This window comes from Verrucomicrobiota bacterium, assembly GCA_039192515.1.
Taxonomy (GTDB): Bacteria; Verrucomicrobiota; Verrucomicrobiia; order Methylacidiphilales; family JBCCWR01; genus JBCCWR01.
The window spans coordinates 20,017-40,267 of sequence record JBCCXA010000027.1 but is presented as its reverse complement, the minus strand read 5'-3'; the positions used below and the strand labels follow the sequence as shown (position 1 = coordinate 40,267).

The window sequence follows — 20,251 nt, the reverse complement described above, 5'->3', positions numbered from 1 at the left end:
GAACGACTACAGCATCGGGATATACTAGAAAGCCAAAGAGGTGTCATAAGAAAGGGCTACTGTCTTTCCAGTCACGTACTGCGAATCTTGGAAGTCCTGCTCAAACGACTTCGAGGCTACAGGAATCAGATCTCCCTGCTGGAGGAAGCTATCTTTATAGAGACGGGCTCCCACTTGGTAGTTCTCAGACTGCGCCCCAAGCTTTTGAGCCATATTATCTGATTTGGTCTGCTGCACTGGACTTGTCTCTTGAACCGCAAAAACACCAAGAAGCATCAGAACTGCACAAGCCAAGCCGTAAGACAAGGCCTGCCGAGGCTGAAATGTAATGACCTCTTGAAGATCTTTGATCCATCTTTTCCAGATAGGTGACTGCTCCTCTTGAAACATAGATGATCTTTGATAGGAATGAAACTCTTTAACAAAATGCGTAAAGTATTCTCTGCCAGGAGTTTCCGCTTTTTTGATGGCTAGTAATTCTGTTATCTTTAAGTCCTTATCTTTTTTCATTCCAAATCTTCGATAAATATTTCTGTAAGTTTTTGTGAGCGTAATGGAGTCTAGAACGCACCGTTCCTTCAGTGCAATCCATAATTTCAGCAATATCTCTATGACTTAAGCCTTCGATATCGTGCAAAACCACTACCGCTCTATGTTCTTCAGACAGCTTCTGCATGGATTCGTTCAATTTTTTTTGTAAGTCTGTCAGAACTGCAACTGATTCAGGGTTAGATCCTTTAGCTAAGTCCATCATTTCCAACTGGTTAGCTATATCTAAATCCACATCATTAAGGCTCATGTTTTTTTTAAGTTTCTTATTTTTACGTATGTGATTAAGGGTTCGATTAACCGCTATTCTATAAATCCAAGTGTAAAATGAAGCATTACGCCTGTAGGAGCTCAAACTTCTAAACGCCTTATCAAAGGTCTCCATAAGCAAGTCATTTGTATCCTCATGATTCGAGGTCATGTTATATATGACTGCGTAGAGGCGCTCTTGATAACGTAGAATCAACTCATCAAAGCAACTCACGTCTCCCTCCAATACCTGAGCTACCAAGTGTTGGTCAGAAACGAGCTGATTTTCGGATGTGAGCTCATCCGAGTCCTCCATAGTGTTCAGAACGTAGAGCTCTACTTTAAAAAATTAAAGATAAATTGTTGCAGGTTAGAGAATTTACATTTCCGCATTGCTTGCCAAAAGAATAGGCAGGTTGACCGAACAGCTTGTTAATGCTAGTTTATAAAGGTATGAAGTTCGTGGCGTTTACCTTTGCCTTAATCATTACTTTAAATTCTGGCATCCTTGTTCATGGCTCAGATACTCAAGAAACCAAAGTCACAGAAAGTCCATCTGGCAAAACGGATCTTAACAAAATATCTCTGCGGCCGCTTCTCAACTCATCGATAGAAATAGAAGAGCCTGCTTACAAGAGAAAATCTGTTGCACCTGTAAAACCAAACTACCGCCCTAAAATACCAAGGCTCTCAGAAGAAGAAAAAGACACCATAGAAAAGCGAGAAAATTGGCTTTTAGAAGGTTTAAAAGAGCGTAAAGAACTACAAGATCTTGAAGCCAAACAAGCCCTTGAAGATTCCCAAGCGAATAACGATCAACGTCAGCTTTTATTAAATAGAAGAGATATACAAGATTCCCAAGATCAAAACTTAGGCAATAAGTCTCAAAACCCTCTTAATCTCAATGATGCAAATCTTGTAACTAACTCGAGAGATAGAACTCAACTTTATCAAAGCTACTTGAGCATGCATCAGCACAGTAACTCGGTTCTTGGAAACGGGGTTTTTAACCAAGAATCTAGAAATTTACCGCCTCTCTTAACTCAACCTGATGAGACTAACGCCTTGAAGGAAAATATTTTTGAAGCTGGCAAAGCACTGGACGTCTATAATCCCTATGACAATATACCTGGCTCGCCACTTGCCACCAACAATCAGCCAAACTTTTCTTATCAAACTAATCCTTACAAATATGGTCCTCGCAACAGTTACAATCACACTTCCAAGGCTTATACCCCCCTTTCCACAGCTCCTGCACAAAACGATGCGATTGAGCTGTTGCGCAAGCAGGAGGAGCATCGTGTGAAAGTCATGGAAATTCGTGACAAGAAAGCTGCTGAATTAAGGCCAGATGCTTCAACGCTCAGAAGCTCTATACCTGTTCCGGGTAGCCAGCGGTAATAAGCGAAACAGACTGCTCTAGATTATGCGCTTTTCTCGTGTAGGCGATTTGAGTAGATCATCTCTTTTTTTAATAACTTCATGCAATCGATGACACCTGCTTCGATTTGCAATTCTTTGACTGAAAGGGGTACCCTTACAGACCAATTACTATCTGCAGCAGGACCAGGCACATTAAAACGAATGTCCCAGTCGAATAAGTCGGTGACCATCAATACAACCAGCCACGAGTTAGAACCCATTAGTCGTGCTATCATATTATGATGCACATTAGGAGAATATTTTCTCACTAGCTCCCCATCATTCATTTTCGCAAAACGTAAAGTGCGGTAAAGCTCCCAGCTTGCTTGAATGCATTTTTGTTTTTCCTCACCTTCTTCAAATTGATCAGCTTGCTCAAATACGCTCCACCAATTCTCCCACATTTGTGCCATCGTATGGTGATCGTGAGTAGATAACGTTGTAAATGTCAGAGAAGGGTATGACTCAGGCGCTACATATTCTTGATCCCATTCTTGGCGGGTAAAGACAGGAATTCTAAACCCACTTATGCCTAATTTTTCTAAGGATGGCCTAACATACTCTGGAACCATTCCTAAATCCTCGGCTACAACTACTGCATCCCCAGCAGCTTTTAATACTACGCTGAGAAGTTCTTCTCCTTGCGCTTGATTTATTCTCCGTCCCTCTTCTGTTTCATCCGAACTAGGAAGAAATTGAGGCAAAGCACCCAAAGACACTTCCACTTCTTCTCGAGTTTGATTTGTAAAATTACTATTTTCCTCTGGAGGCCAGGGGAAAGCATAGATGCGGTAAAAACCTAAAACATGATCCAATCGAAATAAGTCAAAAAATCGCGTCACACCCTTAATTCTCGCCTTCCACCAAGCGAAATCCTCTTCCCTATGCTTATCCCATTGATAGACAGGCACTCCCCAGTTCTGACCCCATTTGATTGTGAATTCATCTGTTGCGAATAATGGTTCAGGCGGGGCACCTCCACTCCACTTGGAGCTAAACAAATCAGGTTGGGCCCACACATCGACACTGCTTCTGCTAACTCCAAAAGGAATATCCCCCATTAAGCCTACCTCATGCTTTTCAGCAGCAGCGCGCACCATATCCCATTGTCTGTAGAGACACCATTGAACAAATGCATAAAATTCACAGTCCGTAGCAAATAATTCTCTATTTTTAATATTAAGACGATTTAGCCATTCACCCAGATCCTGCGGTGTTTGATGCGTACTATCCCACTCCATCCAGGCTGGAGAACTATTATAAATTTTCATCAAACTCCTGAAACAAGCGTAGTTTTGCAACCAATGCTGCTCCTCGCAAAATCTATCGAATACCTCAACCTCTTCCCTTGTCTTCTTCCACCGCTTATAAGCTTTGCGACACAGTTGCCATTTAAGCTTTTTCACATCGCTATATTTGACCACTCCTGTATTTAAATCATCTAAAGCTTCTGCACTAATGAGAGCTTTAATATCAGAGGGCCTATGACCTGGTATATTACCTAAACGAAAAGAAAGAGTAGTAATATCTAATGCCTGAGAACTTATGACATTGTAAGGACTATTGTCCCCGCTTGTTTCGTTAATTGGCAGTATCTGCAGAATATTGAGTCTCTGAGCCCCACACCATTCTATCATTTCAATAAGCCCCGAAACGTCTCCAACTCCAAGATCTTGGTCCGTTCGCAGGGCAAAAACAGGGGCAAAAATCCCTATGTAGCGGCATTCCTTATTAAATCTCATGTTCTGATTACCTATTTTGGAATGCAGTAAAACTAAGCCTGTCATCCCCATCCCACGACTCGGTCGCGGGATCCAGTATCCGTTATCTATTTACTGATACCACAGTTAAACTATACTGCGACATAGATATTGGTTCTTTAGTAGGATTAATTTTCATCCTCATACATTTATCCAGTATTCAGGCTGATAATTCAATCCCGATTATACATCAATAAATAAGCGAGATTTCTAAAAGCTAGAGCTACAAGCAAAGAAATGCCGGGCATGGGCATGATGTATCAATGAGACCATCTGAGCGTTTCTTTTGTACCCAAGCGAAGCTGAGGCTATCAAGTGCGCGGACCACCCATCCTAATAGAGTAGGGATATGAGTCTCAAAAAGATGATATCTAGCCGTTGACTCTAGGAGACTCCGTGTTTCTTGGGCCCAAGATCCTGCGTGGATCTTTGAGTCTCTACTGCATCATCCGGGTGAAAATGCTTGGATCAAGATTTATTGCTTTAGCCCTTACCACAGTGAGAGCTAGTGCGAACGTAGGTAGGAAAGATTAGCGAATTTTAATTTGTGCCGGCGTTATCGGTTTTGCTGGCATTGTGACTTGCTTAATAGCAGGTATAGGTGCTTGCAATTTAGGCAGACTAATATTGTTGGTAGACCTTTTTGCAGGTGCTGGAATCCCTGGTGCTGCCGGCACTTTCATGGGAGGCTTAGCTATCCCTGCAGGCACAGTACCTCTCTGTACATTTTGAGGCTGCGCAACACCCTGTTCTTTAGAATCGGGAATAACTACTTCTAAGATAGTTTCTCCGATCTGTATCAAGTCTGCCTTTTGTAGACCTACATTTTGAACCTTAGAACCATTCACATAGGTTCCATTTGTCGAATGATTATCTTCTAAAAAATAAATATGCCCCATTGAGAAAACTTTACAATGTCTGCGAGAAGCCTTTTCGTCATCTACCGGTATGTTACAGTCCAAACCCCTACCTAGCCAGAAATCAGACATTTCACCTTTGAGCTCTAAGGTCATTTTTCTCAGTGCGGCTCTAGCAACTTTCTTAACCGGCTCCGAATTGATATCTTGAGTGCTACTTACGACGTCGTTAACCCCAGTCTTGCCATTACCCTGAGCTATACTTAGGTCAGGAATTGACTGGGATGGAGACGACTGGAGACCATCGTTAGAATTGGGGCCCCCGTAATTGTTTCGAATACGCTCGATAATTTCAGCAGGCACTTGCACTGTTCGTCTTTTATCACTCTCAAAAGCCATTTCATCGGATTGGCTGATTAATGTTGAAATCGGAAGATTTACTTCCTCTATGGCATCATCTTTCACTGACCGACGCATTGTAATACATGCATCTGGATCAAGTATTAAATGAGATAATTCTTGAGGGGCACATCCCGCGACTCTCTTAACATTTCCATGCTCTACCCATAAGTCTACCAAGTACCCCTTGGCTTGAATAGTCATACTCAGATTTATATCTTTCTCCTCGCGAAAAAGCTCAATAATTTTTGGCAGCCATTTGTTCATACACACCAACGTTTTTGTAATACAACAAGTATAATCTTAGCACTTTAAAGTTAACTAGCAACTAGATTAATCCAAATCTATTAAACCTATAGTGCCTATACAAACAAAAATCTTTTGCAAGTGGTTTTCATTTTTAAAACTCCATAAACTTCCCGCGAGCTAACGAAACAGGTATAATTCGTGAACAAAGTAGTTGATAGACTTACTGGGAGGGTAATTCACTCGCTTTCTGTCATCTTTATTCACGGCTCTAGAACACTCCTTATTCAGTATTCATTAAAGCCGGATTGTGAAGTAAGGCCTTAAAGCTCAAAAACATAGACTCTTCCAGAAAATCGACTGTTCTGGGATCTCGCAAAGACCCAGCTGATCTCTAATCCCAAGTGCGAGACTTCCTTTGGTAGATGATAGATGATTCGTTCGCTTGCTTGTCTGTTGTAAAGCTTTTGGATTTTGGATCCCAACCTACCTTACGTCCTTCTCTTAGCGCAATGTGGCCAATGTGCAACATCGTGCAAAGACTATTTCCCGCTTCGGCGTGGTATATCGGTTTCTCTCTGGAAATGACAGCATTAATAAAATCCTCCTGCTCCATTGGCGGGCGTTGCCAATAATTTGCCTCTGGCCCAAAACTCCTAACTTTCATGATATTCGGATCGCTAGCTTCCAGTTTACCATCCCAGCCTAGACAGCGAACCCAACCTTTTGTCCCCTCGAACTCTATGAGAACCTGTCTTATCTTTTCTGCAGAATCTGAAACAAACATCTCGCATCCATTTGCATAGCGATAGGTGACCTTGAAGTCAACAGGGGCGTCACTATGAAATTCTTTAGGATCAAGGGTACGGCTTTCCCCGAATACTTCTATAGGCCCACTCTCCTCCATCCCTATGCCTATCTGTGCAGTGTCACACAAGTGCGTCCCCCAGTCCGTAAGCATGCCACCGCTGTAATCACTATTTAAACGCCAATGCATAATATCCAAGGCACTTGGAGTGTAATCTGTGTAAGGAGCAGGACCAAGCCATAGATTCCAATCCAGGCCCTTAGGGACTGGAGCCGGCTCTTCTCTTTTAAAAGGTGATACCGAGGGGAGTTTGCAGGTTACTTTACTTATCTCTCCAATGAGCCCGCTTCTCGCCCAACCCGCCAAATAATAATATTTTTGCAGATATCGATCTTCGATGCCCCACTGAAATACCGTTTGCTTCTTTGAAGCTTTCTCAACCAGTTCGTCACCTTCTTTGATGGTCAGCGTTGGTTTTTCGCAAAAAACATCCTTATCTGCCTCAATAGCCATGTTACACATAGGAACATGCCAGTGATCAGGAGTAGAAATTACAACTGCATCAATATCGTTACGATTGATGACTTCGCGGAAATCCTGATATACCACACAGTCCTTATTCTCATAAGCTTTATCAACGACTTTTTTGGCGGAATTAGCACGTTTTATGTGACAATCACTGACAGCTAAGACTTTTGTGTTTTTTAAACGCAGGAAGCTGTTTAGGTTTCGACGTATCCCCTGACTGCCCATGCCAATAAAGCCAAGGGTGATCTTATTTGATGGCGACTGCCCTCTCAAAAGACCCGAGGGAAGGACTAGGGGCGCCATTGCCAGGCACGAAGTTTTTAAAAAAGTTCTACGATTCATAATCAATGTTAAAATGAAGTTAATTCATTTGGGCTTGTTTTCATTAATTTTATGCCACGCCTTCATAGACGCGGATAAATGATCTTGTGGTGTTTTTTTTATATTGAAGCACTGCAAAGAAAATTCACCTTGGTAACCTATTTTGACCAACTTATTCAGAACACGACTCACATCAAAATCTCCCTCCCCGAGGGGTAAGATTAGTTGCGACCAGCCTTTTTTTTTCTTCCCATTTTTGTAGGCACCATTGACTTGGACGGACATCAAATAAGGAGCAGCGATCTCAATGGTCTTTTCCAAATCGCTATGATCATTCTGTTTGAGAAAATGACAAAGCGTGAATACAACTCCCACCTCCGGCCGATTCACCTTTTCCGCCAGACGAAGACAAGTGTCCATAACGTCCGTGTAATATTTATAGTGTGGATACAGTGCAACTTTTAGATTACTCGTTTTGGCAGTATCTGCGATTTTATTAATCGCCTCCACAGCCTGAGCATCGTCCATATTCGGACCATTCATTATGGTCAACCATATGAGTGTTTGCGAACCTTTAAAATAGGCAATATGATCCAATGCCTCTTGGTCTACAGGTAATAAATTTTTTTTTGGCTTTAGGATGATGTAGGTCGCATGTATGCCAAGGCCTGCCTTTTTCAAATCCTTCTCAAATTCTTGAGAAAAAGTTTTTAATTCCGTACACACGCCAGCGTAACCTAGTCTCTTTAGCAGTGACACTTGCTCTGACGTGTTAAGATGTTTTTTCGCAAAAGCATTGTCCAAGGCATAAAAACCGGGCGTAGCATGCAGTTGCAGTTGCAATGTCGAAACTATCAATAAAGTCAGCAGAAGGTGTCTCATGATTTATTAGCTAAGAAAAAAAACTATATAACTCTAGTATGAATTACCCTTATTTCGAAATACTAACTTATCAGATTCCTTTTTCTTAGCTTGTAAAAACAAATTTTTTCTGTGTATAAATAGCGTATAATTGATAATTCTTTAAGATTCAAAAAAGATCATACTAAATCTCTTGTCCATGTTCTCTGCGGTATCGCGTTGGGCTTAATCCCGTATGTTTTCGAAAAGCATGAGAGAAATGGCTGTGATCATAAAATCCACAAAACATAGCTATACTCGATACTGTCTCTCTCGTCGTTTCAAGTAACCGGCACGCATTTCTTACACGAACTCGTAACAAGTACTCCCTTGGACTCAACGAAAGAATTTGTTTAAAACGTCTATTGAATTGACTGATTGACAATCCCGACAATTTTGCAAGATCGCTAGTTAATAGATCACTAGCAAAATCCCTATGTATCATCTGCACAGCTTTATATAGCCGTTTGAGTTGAGTAGATTGAAAGCCTTCTTCACCTATTAAGCGATGGATTCCAGCAATACCAATAATCTCCCCTTTTTTGTTCTTTACAGGAAACTTGCTGTAGATAACCATATTTCCAGATCCTATTTCCTCTGGTGCAGGAGCCAATTGGTTGATTATGGGGAGACCTGACTCCATCACCATACGATCTCCTTCTACATAAATTCTTGCCCTATCCATAGACCAAAAATCTTCATCTTTTTTCCCTAGAGTCTCTTCCTCAGTAGCTACATTGCAAAATTCAATTGCTCGTCGATTATTCATCACAAAACGGCCCTCGAGATCCTTCATGAAAAAAGCATCTTCCGTCAGTAAACTACTCAGGGACCTGACGACGCTTTTCCAATCAACTTCACTATAAAAATTATCAACATCTCTCTTATTCATGCGTATAATTTACACGGATTAGTTGTTCAATGAGAGGATAATATATCTCAGTCTTAAATGGTATTACTAGCAAACTCTCTTTTAATAGATGAGTAAATGCCAAGGTTGTTTACCCTCTCAATAGCCTCTTCTCAGTGGCTAAGGTAGTTAATCATATGCATCCAAATGATTGTAAATTCGTGTAACCAGTGGTTTAACTAGAAAGCAAAAATCGCTTAGTACTATTATCTCAACCTCTGCAGCTGGTGTGGAGATAAGAGAGCTCAATCAGATCTAATTAACGCTTCGAACCTGCTCAATTTCCAGCCATTGACCTCATAGCAATCCTACTCAGAATATAGGGCGTCCATGCGGATGGTACGAGGCATGGCTCTCAAGGAGTGTGAGTTCGAGGTGGCTTTAAATTTCTAGAGAACCATATTCTGTTAAACTCTTTAATCTCAAATATATCATCATTTTAGGCTATTCATACCTATCGCCAGAGGATATTGGCTTCCTAACTTGGGCAAATCCATAAACAATATAAAATCCAAAGAGCGAGAAAATAAAGAGCTGAGTCAAGAGATGGGTGATTTCGTAAAAGCCCACAATTGAATCAACTAAGAATGCTGGTATGCAAGCAACAAGCGTAATTCGCAGGACCGCAAAATAACCCAAATTCATTTGGTGGATTTTAGCAACGATATATCCACCGAGGGACATGAACAAAAGCTGAATCATTCGATAAAACAAAAGGAGGCTCATAATAAGAACGAAGGAGAAGGGGCGAACCCAAAAGCTAAATGCATCTAACATTTTAAAACAAAGTTCTTGGTCAATATCAAAAGACTTACCTTGAACAAATTTAATTTCCCTCATTTCCTGTTCTTCCAATAACTTAACACCATAGCTTTGCCTACCTATAAATAGGTTAGCTGCACCGCCTAAATCACTTGGTATGTCATCTACAGATGTATCAATGACCGCTATCATTTTATCTAAATCTTCGTCAAAAATTTCATAACGTTTCGCTTGGGGAGTCTCTGCTATGCCATCTCTAAGATAAATCAAAGGCAGTTGTCTAATCATCTTGGGAGCAATTTCTTCAAGATAGGGCAAAACCTGTGCCTGGTAAAATACTATCGTCAACAAGACAGAAGAAAATGCTGTTACTAAAATCAGGGTGCCTAGAGCTAAACCCCGCCAGTTGTATGCAACATCACGGTATAAATCTCCAGAGTAAAAGGACATCCAAAAGGGATGAAAGAACGCATATTGCTTCACAATAATTCTAAATACTTTTTCAAGACAGCAGTGTTGGTATTTCAAGTCTTAGCGTTGATGATGTCATAAAAACTATCTATTGCGAACCAAAGAAGTTAGTCAGTAAAACAACGGGTCTATCATTCACTATAGATCTTAGCGCCTTATGCGTGAAAAAGGCGACAACTGATGATTGTTAAACTCACAATAGCCTAATTAAGGCTGGCTAAATAGCGCTCACAATCAATAGCTGCCATACATCCCATTCCTGCCGCCGTAACTGCCTGGCGATAAACCGAATCCGCACAATCTCCAGCACCGAAGATACCCTTAATATTCGTTTTGCTACCCTCCTGCAATTGGAGGTAGCCTGCACCATCCATATCTAAAAGGCCTTTGAAAATTTGTGTGTTTGGCACATGTCCAATAGCAACAAACACACCAGCGCAGTCTAGCGTGCTGACGTCTTCCGTTTTAAGATTTTTCAACTTAACTCCAGTGACCTCATCACTACTCACATCAGTAATTTCTTCTACTACCGTATCCCAAATTGGCTTGATTTTTTCGTTGGCCAGGGTACGTTCCGCCATGATCTTGGATGCTCGTAACTCACCTCTGCGATGCACCAGATAAACAATAGAACCAAATCGCGTCAGATACATAGCCTCCTCACAAGCAGAGTCTCCACCGCCGACCACCACCAGTGGCTTATCTCGAAAAACGGGTAGAGCTCCATCGCAAGTGGCACAATAGGTGACACCCTTCGTATCTAACTCTGCTTCGCCAGGTATGCCTAGATGACGATGCCCAGCTCCAACAGCTACAATGATTGACTTGGTTTCCATTTCCGATCCATCGACAGTCACCTTAAAATAGTCTTCTATTTGCTCCACCTTCTCGACCAGACTCATAAACTTGACATCTGCCCCAAAACGCTTTGCTTGCTCTTGCATGCTGAACATAAGCTCATTGCCGTCCACCCCATCAGTAAAACCTGGGTAATTTTCAACGATTGTTGTAGTTGTGAGCAAGCCGCCGGGTTGCTGGCCCGTGATCAAGATAGGCTTGAGGTTAGCCCTAGCTGTGTATACCGCGGCAGTCCAACCTGCACATCCTGAACCAATGATAACTACGTTTTCCATATTTATTTCTTAACTTTGCGAAAACAATACCCTGACTCTATTGAGTCGCAAATCCTATCTCAAAAAAATTATTATGTTAAAGCGCACCTCTTTTTGCCCAAGCTCGCGAATCCAGGCATCTTTTTTAAGTAAAACAAAAGATGTATCAAATTCCTCATACTAAGCTCATTCCGAGCCATACACGGCTACGGCTCAACAGATGGTTATTTTTGCTTTCTCAACCTCTCGGCAAGAGCAATCAAATGCTTTTGAAATGCTCTCACCCTAAATATTATTAGCCTACTTTCTACCAATTGCTTTACACCCTTGCACTGAGAGAATGAAATCGCTATCAACTCTAGATGAGTAGTCCAGATAAGTTAGAGGAAATTTTCCGCCTCCAAGGTGTACTAAACAAGCGTATTGGCGTTGATTTAAATAATCTTTCTGAACAAGAAAAGACCAAATGGGTATTAAATTACACCAGAGCCATGAGCCAAGAAATGGCAGAACTCATAGACAGCGTTCCTTGGAAATGGTGGGCAAAATATCAGAAATTTGATCAACAGAATGCTCGGGTCGAAGTCATTGACCTTTTTCATTTTCTCGTATCTTTAGCACAAGCGCTAGGCATGACTGCCGACGATGTCTTCGAAGCTTACCTCAAGAAGAATGAAGTGAACCACCAGCGCCAGGAGTCCGGTTATGAGAAAAAGGATGAAGCAGACTCCAAGCATATCTAAAAACTCTTCCTTAGCCAAAATCCTGCTCAGATCTTTAGGTTCCTGAAGCGTTATTTAGATTAAATTAAGTGCTAAATAACCATCAGAACCTAAACCCCAATCCACCCACGATAAGATGCTGGCCTATAGAATCACCGGTTTCAAATTGGAGATACTTATATTCTGTATAAAGAAGCCAGCTCTGATCAAAGACATATTCCACACCTGCTATGCCTTGACCTGCAAAACCTTCATCATCTCCATTAGCAATCGTGACCCCACCTAATTCAGCTTCAAATTCGGTATAGGTGAAGCCAACCCCTCCACCCAAATAGGGTCTAATAGGTTGATTAAAGTCGAACTTGAATAAAAGATTAGCCGTAACGACAATACCTTCTGCATTTGATTCAGCAGTCAGCCCAGAGGCAGAGATATCACTATTAAGCTCGTTATAGAAAAGCTCTACTTCGGCAGCAGGAATCAGACTAACCCCGTGTAAAATAGAAAAGCCCTGCCATTCGTAGCCGATCTCCCCGCCCGTTACAATACCTACATCCGAGTCTAGAGAAGCACCGCTTTCTTCATCGTACCACTCATGATACACGTTTGCTCCACCATAATAACTGACATAAAAACTGGGCCTTGATGCGGAATCGCCATAACTAAAAGGAACCAATCCCGCACCTAAATACCCTAAAGCCAATACTATCTTTTTCACGACTCTTCCTTTCATTCATGCCATTCTTGTAAAGTTTTTACACGCAAACCGCAAGAGCCACAAGCCTCGATGTTGGATAGGCTAACAAACCCGGCAAAGAAAGTATATTGTCATCTAACTTATGAAGCATGCTGTGGCATTTTCATTGAATCGAGGTATTCCCATTGACTAATACGATCTGAAGTGTGGTATAGTTAAATTAAATTATGCCTAAAGGTTACTTATCCCTTATTTTACATGCTCATTTGCCCTATGTGCGCCACCCTGAATACGATGAGTTTCTAGAAGAAGATTGGCTATATGAAGCCATTACGGAAACCTATATCCCACTGATCAATATGATGGATGGACTGGTTCATGACGGTATTGACTTCCACTTGACCATGTCCATGACACCCCCGTTATGTTCCATGCTGCTAGACCCTCTTTTGCAGGAGCGCTACAACCGCAACCTCGTTAAACTTTTAGAGCTCACGGAAAAAGAAATTGACCGAACTCGTCATCATGACCATCACTACCACGAAGTTGCTTGGTTCTATCATAACCTTGTTAAGAATTGCCTGCATGTTTTCAATGACAAGTATGGTCGGAATCTCGTGGGTGCATTTCGTAAGTTTCAAGAGATGGGTAAATTGGAAATCATCACCTGTGGCGCGACACATGGTTTCCTCCCATTGATGACAGATTACCCCGAGGCAGTTCGTGCTCAAATTATGGTCGCTCGCGATCATTACCAAGAGTGTTTTGGATGCCCTCCTAGAGGCATCTGGCTCCCTGAATGTGCCTACACCCCAGGGATTGAAAAGTTTCTCCAAGAGGCAGAGATACGCTGGTTCATTGTGGACACTCATGGACTTATCCATGCTGAACCACGTCCGCAGCACAGTATATTTTCCCCAGTTTTCACTCGATGTGGTCCTGCAGCTTTTGGGCGAGATGTAGAGTCAAGTAAACAAGTATGGAGTGCAGAGGAAGGATATCCAGGAGACTCTGATTATCGCGACTTCTACCGTGATATAGGGTATGACCTGGACTTCGAATACATTAAGAATTATATCCAGCCAAATGGAATGCGTAAATTTACGGGTTTAAAATACCATCGCATTACTGGGAAAACCGAATACAAAGAAGTTTATCGCCCGGAGTGGGCTAGAGAAAAAGCAGCTTCACATGCTGGAAATTTTATGTTCAACCGTGAAAAACAGGTGGAGCACTTACATGGGGCTATGGGCATAGAGCCCATCATTATATCTCCATACGATGCTGAGCTCTTCGGACACTGGTGGTTCGAAGGACCTATGTTCCTCGATTACCTCTTACGCAAAATAGCGTGTGATCAGGATACTCTTAAAACCATCACTCCTAGTGAATATTTGACAAAGTTTTCTACCCACCAAATTGCCACACCTTCGGCATCATCGTGGGGAAATAAAGGCTATTGGGATGTTTGGTTAGAAGGATCTAACTCATGGATTTACCCTCACCTACACATTGCTGCAGAACGCATGACCGAATTAGCTAGACAATTTAGGGACTGTTATGGACTTACTGAGCGTGCCATGAAGCAGGCCGCTCGTGAATTACTCCTAGCACAATCCTCCGACTGGGCATTTATCATGAAGACAGGGACCATGGTTCCTTATGCTGTTAAGCGAACGAAAGACCATCTCAATCGCTTTAATCGCCTCTATGACCAAATTAAAACAAACCAAATCGACCAAGATTTCTTAGGTAACTGCGAATGGAGAAATAATATTTTCCCAAATATTAATTGGCGTTACTACTCTTAGGCATCTCCTATGAACCCCTTTAATTGGAATGAAAAAGATATCGCCACCAGCATTGAATTTGAGAAAATCTTCAAGACACTCTGTTTAGGGTTTCAACTTAAATCAGGTCTACAGAATAACTTTTATGGAATCAATGATTGGGTTGTCTTCAATGAAATATTTATTCAGGGAGAATATGATGAAGCCATCCTAAGCATCATAAAAAACATTAAGCCCGGGTCTCATGAAATCTTTCGTGTACTAGATTTAGGTGCGAATTCAGGGCTCTTTACCTTGCGCACCCTGGATTTATATCTTCAAAATAAATTAGAACCAGAAAAAATCAAAATTCACTCTATCGAAGGGAACCCAAAAACATACAAAGACCTCATCAGAAGAATCAAAGAGAATAAAGAAGCCATTGAACAATGTGTTAAAGTCCATTGCGGCCTAGTGGGTAATATAGAAGGAAAAGCTGAAATCACCGATTACCAAGTATCCTGCTATAACTCACTTACGCCACTCTCCGGCGGATTATTTAGCCAGCAACGAAAACTCATTAAGGTCCCCTACCTCAACCTCAATCATGTAACCCAAGGCTCCACTATAGACTTAATAAAATGCGATATAGAGGGAGCCGAACAAGATTTTCTTGAAAACTACCCCGAGCTCCTATCACAAGCTAAGCACCTTATTATTGAAATTCACCACTCGCAATGCGATGTAGGACGTTGCAGATCACTAATCACTGAGTATGGATTCACTTTACAAAAATCATTGCGAGATGATCCAGTGGAAGTTTCTCAACTGAGTGTTGAATTTTATTCTAGATAGGAGCCACGCAAGCACCTCCTTTTTACTGTGTCTCATCTTTTGAGTTGTCCTTAACAACCTTACCCCCCCAGGAAAGAATTCTTGCCTTAGCCCCCATATCTTCAGCCTCTTTAATTTGACCATTTCTAACATATGCGAGAGACAAACTTGTGTAAGCCATTTGATCATTGGGTCTGATTTCAATAGCCTTTTTACCTGCCTCAATGGCTTCCTCATACTGCTTTGATTTCATGAGAACCATGCCCAAGGCATGCCAACCATCAAAAAACTGAGCATCTATCTTCACACACTGGCGATAATACTCCGCAGCTTTCTCTAGCTCACCCATCGCGAGCTCGGTATTACCCTCGTCAAATAATTCTTCAACAGATGCCATAAAATAAAGTAATTGTAGACTATTTTCTTAAGTTTGCCTCTTCTATTTCAGCGACGAGCCTGTCTATGGTACTTTCACTGGCCTCCAAGTCTACGGAATAGCCAAGTTTTTTCATAGATTGAGAAGTTACAGGCCCCAAACTAGCATATCGACAAGATTCGTTAGGATAGCTCAGATCAAGCTTATGGAAATTCTCAACCGCAGAGGAGCTGCTAAAAATAACCCAATCAGCACCTTCACGACAAAGCCGTTCTCTAGTTCCTCCTAGATCCTGTGTTTCAGGCACTGTTTGATAAATTTCAACTCTCTTAACCTCTGAGCCTTTTGCCTTTAAGCCTTCTTCTAGATCTCGCTTTGCTAAGTTGCTGCATGGGAATAAGATCTTTGCTCCCTGATCCTTCCACTCATTAACTAAACCTTGGGCGGTATAAACTTTGGGCTGCAAATCTATTTTCAAATGGTGAGCTCGCACTCGCTCAGCAGTTGCTGGACCGACGGTAGCTATCTTCACAGACACTAACTTACGTATATCATGTTCTTTGACAAAAAATTCAAAGAAGAAATCGACCGCATTCGGACTAGTAAACACCAACCAGTCTATTTCATTGACTTTTGATAACCAGTTTCTTTCTTGAATGATTGGTTCTACACGAATGGTTGGTAACTCCATGACATCTGCACCGCGTTCTGCTAACAAGGCAGCCATACGACTCGATTGCTTTCTCGTTCGTGTAACCACCATACGCTGACCCAATAAAGACTTGTCCTCAAACCAGCGAAGTTGTTGCTGCATCTCCACGACAGTACCTACTATGATAATGGAAGGAGCCCCGAGACCTGATTGCCTAACAACATCCACAATTGTAGACAACGTTCCGACTGCGCTACGTTGCTTAGGAGTAGAACCCCATTGGATCACACCGACAGACATCTCCGGACTCATACCACTTTGCACAAGTTGCTCCACGATAATTGAAAGACGCCCCATTCCCATGTAGATTGCTAATGTCGCACCGGTTTCCACTAGCGCTCTCCAATTAACCATAGACCTATCTTTTGTAGGATCCTCATGTCCAGTTATAAAAGTGATACATGTCGTATGCTCTCGATGACTCAATGGTATCCCGGAATAAGCAGTTGCCGCTGCTGCTGCGGTGATTCCAGGGACTACTTCAAATGATAGGTTGGCTGCTTTTAGAGCCTCAGCTTCTTCACCACCACGACCAAAGATATAGGGATCCCCTCCTTTTAGCCGCACGACACACTTCCCCAACCTAGTCTTCTCAACAACCAAATGATTGATCTCATCTTGTTTTAAAGTGTGCTCTTTAGCCTTTTTACCAACATAGATGAGTTCAGCATGGCGACCTGCCCAAGTAAGTGCTTTAGGATTTGCCAGGTAGTCATATATAATGACATCAGCTTTTTGGATCAGCTCTTTCGCTTTCAAAGTGAATAGCCCTAGATCCCCAGGCCCAGCTCCAACCAGATAACAAGTCCCTTTAGTCTGATCACTCCTCATCTTTGCTCTTTTACCCTATCCGCTAATTGGATGCCAATAGCCAGGGCATTTTTTGCAAGGCCTTTAACTTCTGCATGAATCGCCTTGGCGGTATCATCTTGGTAATAAACACCTCTTAGATGCAAATGCTTCCCATCCGTCGAAGCATATGATCCTAGGGGCGCATTGCAACCACCACCCATCGCATTTAGAAAGCTTCGCTCGCTTTGCACGCAAGCAAAAGTCTCTGCGCAATGTAAAGGCTTTAGCAATTTCTTGATCAGCACATCATTCGCACGAACCTCTAAGCCTAAGGCACCCTGGCCTGGTGCCGGTAGCATCATGGAATAATCAAGTGGAAGCACGCCTACTTGGTTTATATTGGGCTTTAGTCTATTGATGCCTGCTTCTGCTAGAATAATTGCTTTCGCCTCTTCATGCTCTCTAAGTTTTCGGATCCTTGTATCAACGTTACCACGGATAGGTAGGATTTCAGATTTGGGGTAAGCCTCCTTCCACTGCATTGCCCTTCTCTTACTACCTGTTAAAACAAGTCCTCCATTCACAAAACCCTCTAAACTGAAACCTTGCTTCATGATGAGAATATCTTTTGCAGACTCTCTTGGAGGAACGGCACCTAAGTCTAGGCTATCGGGAAGTTCTGTAGGCAAATCTTTGAGGCTATGAACCGCTATATCTGCTCGACCTTCTAAAAGTGCTTCCTCTATTTCCTTAGTAAAAAGGCCCTTATCCAGTTTCTCAGAAGGGTCAAAACGTGTTTGTAAGCGATCCCCTGTCGTTTTGATCTTTAGTAATTCAATTTCATAATCCGGCCATGCTTTGGATAACTGCGTTTTTGTCCATTCACTTTGTGCCAAAGCAAGGCCGCTTCCGCGCGTGGCGATTATAATTTTTTGAGTTGACACTTTGATCAATACTAATTTCTATAAAACTATAGGGCCTAGGAAGTTTCGCCAGAAGACTTTGCTCTAATCATTGAAGTTTCTGTGCTTAAAGGCTCTTGAGTAAATCGTGTTTTTTTACTTGCTACTATTTGTCGCTGCCTCTCCTCGTCATTCATCCACCACTCCGCAAATCGATCTTCATGTTTTTTGAGTAGAGCTAGGCATTTTTCAACCTCTAGCTTCCTTTCATTGATATGCATACGAGAAATCGATTCCAAATCATCGATATCATAAAGATATACTGAATCAACATCCGTAATCGAGGGCTCTATATCTCTTGGGACTGCTAAGTCGATCATAAAGAGTGCCCGATAATCCCGTTTTTTCATCAGCTGGTTGACATCACCCTTTTCAATGACGAAATGAGGAGCAGCCGTTGAAGAAATGACAATGTCACTGGTCCTAAGGGAGTTTTCCCACTTATCCCAATGTACCGCTTCCCCTCCTAATTCTTCAGCTAGCAAGCAAGCTTTTTCGAAAGTTCTGTTTGCCACAACAATGGAACGAATGCCTTTGCCAGAAAGTGTCCTTAAAACCAATTCACTTGTCTCACCCGCTCCTAGAACTAAAACTTGCGTTTGCTTTAAATCTCCAAATATTCTTGCGGCAAGCTCTACGGATACTGAACCAACGGAAACAGCTCCTCTCGTAATATCAGACTGACTTCTAGCATCTTTGGAGGCAGAAAAGGCCATTTGGAAAAGCTTGTTCATATACTTGCCAGTAGACTTTACTTGACAGGCTTGTTCATAAGCCTGCTTTGTCTGACCAAGAATTTCTGTTTCACCGATCACCATGGACTGTAGACCCGAACCAACTTCAAAAAGATGCCTTACAGATGTCATACCTTCCAAGCACTTCATATTCTTTTTCCAGCCCTCTGGAGGACTAAGAATAGTCTCTATAGTTGAAGAAACACTTTTCAAGGTACTTTCCATATGATCTGGAGTCGCTACATAAAATTCCACTCGATTGCAGGTGCTAAGAACTACCAGCTCACTTTTAGGGCATTGTTCACGAAACAAATTCGTAAAGTCAGGCAATTGCCTTTTTGACATCGCCAGACACTCACGATTTTCAACAGCAGCCAGCTGATGATCAGTTCCGTAACAAAACAACTTCATAAAGCGAATTGATGTTCTTTTGAAACTTCATTGATCAATCCAAAAGTTCCAATTAATGCTCCGTAAAGAATGATCACAAACCATGCGTATTTAAGTGGGCTAAGATAAGAAACCATACGCCCGCAGATAGCTAGCACATACCCAAACCAAAACACCATAGACCACCCAACTTTGACTGTATCAAAGCGCACTTCTGGCACTAGAAAGCCAGCACCTAAACCAACTGTTAACAAAACCAAACCCAGAAGTCCCACACGAAAGGCAACACGGTCTAGTTTTCCAATAGCTGGCATTAAAAAAACGAGTCGCGTAAAACTTCTTGATTTCAAGTATTTATTTTCAATTAAGAACATCACTGCTGCGATACTGGCTAGACCTAGAGTGCCATAGGCCAATAAAGACACACCCGCATGTAATTCTAATATAGGACTCATATGTGACATATCTCGAGGATAATCTATGCCAGGAATTAATAGGGCGGAAAGATTAATTAACAATACACACGGCGCAGTAAAAGTTCCCAACAAGGATACTCTGAATATTGGCCCAATGATCAAATAATTCAAAACAATAGCCCAAGACAAAAAAATCATGGTCTCAAACAAATTACTCAATGGACAATGTCCAATTTTATTACCTCGAACGATAAGAAAAGCTGTTTGAAAAATAAAGCCAACAAGAATCAAAAGCATGTTGTAAGCTCGAGGCTGGTATTTCTGAGCACCCAAACCATAACAAGTATAGGCACTTGCCATCAAATAAGGTATACAGCTCAAAGAAATAAAAGAAGTTTCCACAGGAGTACCCTAAATCGATATAGCCATTTCTGGAAGAAGAAAGATTCTCATGGAAGCTTTCAGTGCCTGCTGCTTTCTCAAAAAGTGTGAGACGGCCAAGCAGTCCGCGCTGCGCACCTGATTACAGGCTGATGGGGAGAAAAAGCACTAC

The 20,251-nt window shown here is 41.9% G+C and carries 19 protein-coding genes; 4 read left to right on the top strand and 15 right to left on the bottom strand.

Annotated features, from left to right (window positions below):
- Positions 1-24: 24 nt before the first annotated feature.
- Positions 25-510, bottom strand: a complete 486-nt coding sequence (locus AAGA18_11885) for a hypothetical protein (GenBank protein ID MEM9446037.1) — start codon at positions 508-510, stop codon at positions 25-27.
- Positions 497-1,114: a sigma-70 family RNA polymerase sigma factor gene (locus tag AAGA18_11880; protein MEM9446036.1), complete on the bottom strand. Its 618-nt coding sequence runs from the start codon at positions 1,112-1,114 to the stop codon at positions 497-499. The genes AAGA18_11885 and AAGA18_11880 overlap by 14 nt, the downstream gene beginning before the upstream one ends.
- A 137-nt stretch (positions 1,115-1,251) precedes the next feature.
- Here AAGA18_11880 and AAGA18_11875 point away from each other — a divergent pair, with 137 nt between their 5' ends.
- Complete coding sequence (locus tag AAGA18_11875; GenBank protein ID MEM9446035.1) at positions 1,252-2,199, top strand: hypothetical protein; 948 nt, start codon at positions 1,252-1,254, stop codon at positions 2,197-2,199.
- A 23-nt stretch (positions 2,200-2,222) separates the two neighbouring features.
- Here AAGA18_11875 and AAGA18_11870 read toward each other — a convergent pair whose 3' ends face one another.
- The 7 genes from AAGA18_11870 to trxB form a co-directional block, all read right to left on the bottom strand.
- Positions 2,223-3,962, bottom strand: coding sequence for a 4-alpha-glucanotransferase (locus AAGA18_11870; protein ID MEM9446034.1), 1,740 nt, complete (start codon positions 3,960-3,962; stop codon positions 2,223-2,225).
- Between the two features lie 548 nt (positions 3,963-4,510).
- Positions 4,511-5,503 (bottom strand): FHA domain-containing protein, encoded by a 993-nt coding sequence (locus tag AAGA18_11865; GenBank protein MEM9446033.1) that lies wholly within the window; start codon positions 5,501-5,503, stop codon positions 4,511-4,513.
- A 373-nt stretch (positions 5,504-5,876) separates the two neighbouring features.
- Positions 5,877-7,160 (bottom strand): Gfo/Idh/MocA family oxidoreductase, encoded by a 1,284-nt coding sequence (locus AAGA18_11860; protein ID MEM9446032.1) that lies wholly within the window; start codon positions 7,158-7,160, stop codon positions 5,877-5,879.
- 24 nt (positions 7,161-7,184) lie between these two features.
- Positions 7,185-8,021, bottom strand: coding sequence for a sugar phosphate isomerase/epimerase family protein (locus tag AAGA18_11855; protein MEM9446031.1), 837 nt, complete (start codon positions 8,019-8,021; stop codon positions 7,185-7,187).
- A gap of 163 nt (positions 8,022-8,184) precedes the next feature.
- A complete protein-coding gene (locus AAGA18_11850) occupies positions 8,185-8,931 on the bottom strand; it encodes a helix-turn-helix domain-containing protein (GenBank protein MEM9446030.1) in 747 nt (248 codons plus the stop codon).
- Positions 8,932-9,393: 462 nt separating this feature from the next.
- Positions 9,394-10,194, bottom strand: coding sequence for a DUF1189 family protein (locus AAGA18_11845; GenBank protein ID MEM9446029.1), 801 nt, complete (start codon positions 10,192-10,194; stop codon positions 9,394-9,396).
- A gap of 191 nt (positions 10,195-10,385) precedes the next feature.
- Positions 10,386-11,315: a thioredoxin-disulfide reductase gene (trxB, locus tag AAGA18_11840; GenBank protein MEM9446028.1), complete on the bottom strand. Its 930-nt coding sequence runs from the start codon at positions 11,313-11,315 to the stop codon at positions 10,386-10,388.
- A gap of 341 nt (positions 11,316-11,656) precedes the next feature.
- Here trxB and AAGA18_11835 point away from each other — a divergent pair, with 341 nt between their 5' ends.
- Positions 11,657-12,037: a dUTPase gene (locus tag AAGA18_11835; protein ID MEM9446027.1), complete on the top strand. Its 381-nt coding sequence runs from the start codon at positions 11,657-11,659 to the stop codon at positions 12,035-12,037.
- Between the two features lie 82 nt (positions 12,038-12,119).
- On the opposite strand, the gene AAGA18_11830 is transcribed toward AAGA18_11835, so the two are convergent.
- Entirely contained in the window at positions 12,120-12,734 is a 615-nt protein-coding gene (locus tag AAGA18_11830) for an OmpW family outer membrane protein (GenBank protein ID MEM9446026.1), read from the bottom strand.
- Between the two features lie 206 nt (positions 12,735-12,940).
- On the opposite strand from AAGA18_11830, the gene AAGA18_11825 reads away from it, so the two are divergent.
- Together AAGA18_11825 and AAGA18_11820 are read left to right on the top strand one after the other, a co-directional pair.
- On the top strand, positions 12,941-14,524 hold the full coding sequence (locus AAGA18_11825) for a 1,4-alpha-glucan branching protein domain-containing protein (GenBank protein MEM9446025.1): 1,584 nt from the start codon (positions 12,941-12,943) through the stop codon (positions 14,522-14,524).
- A gap of 9 nt (positions 14,525-14,533) precedes the next feature.
- Positions 14,534-15,337 carry an FkbM family methyltransferase gene (locus AAGA18_11820; GenBank protein MEM9446024.1) on the top strand — a complete coding sequence of 268 codons (804 nt, stop codon included), beginning with the start codon at positions 14,534-14,536 and terminating at the stop codon, positions 15,335-15,337.
- A gap of 22 nt (positions 15,338-15,359) precedes the next feature.
- On the opposite strand, the gene AAGA18_11815 is transcribed toward AAGA18_11820, so the two are convergent.
- From AAGA18_11815 to ccsA, 5 genes are read right to left on the bottom strand one after another with little or no spacing between them, the layout of a single operon-like run.
- Positions 15,360-15,713: a tetratricopeptide repeat protein gene (locus AAGA18_11815; protein ID MEM9446023.1), complete on the bottom strand. Its 354-nt coding sequence runs from the start codon at positions 15,711-15,713 to the stop codon at positions 15,360-15,362.
- A 19-nt stretch (positions 15,714-15,732) separates the two neighbouring features.
- Positions 15,733-17,235, bottom strand: a complete 1,503-nt coding sequence (gene cobA / locus AAGA18_11810; protein ID MEM9446022.1) for a uroporphyrinogen-III C-methyltransferase — start codon at positions 17,233-17,235, stop codon at positions 15,733-15,735.
- Complete coding sequence (gene hemC / locus AAGA18_11805; GenBank protein ID MEM9446021.1) at positions 17,232-18,140, bottom strand: hydroxymethylbilane synthase; 909 nt, start codon at positions 18,138-18,140, stop codon at positions 17,232-17,234. Before hemC ends, cobA begins: the two co-directional genes overlap by 4 nt.
- 35 nt (positions 18,141-18,175) lie before the next feature.
- Entirely contained in the window at positions 18,176-19,303 is a 1,128-nt protein-coding gene (gene hemA, locus AAGA18_11800) for a glutamyl-tRNA reductase (protein MEM9446020.1), read from the bottom strand.
- Entirely contained in the window at positions 19,300-20,100 is an 801-nt protein-coding gene (gene ccsA, locus AAGA18_11795; GenBank protein ID MEM9446019.1) for a cytochrome c biogenesis protein CcsA, read from the bottom strand. The genes hemA and ccsA overlap by 4 nt, the downstream gene beginning before the upstream one ends.
- Positions 20,101-20,251 lie beyond the last annotated feature (151 nt).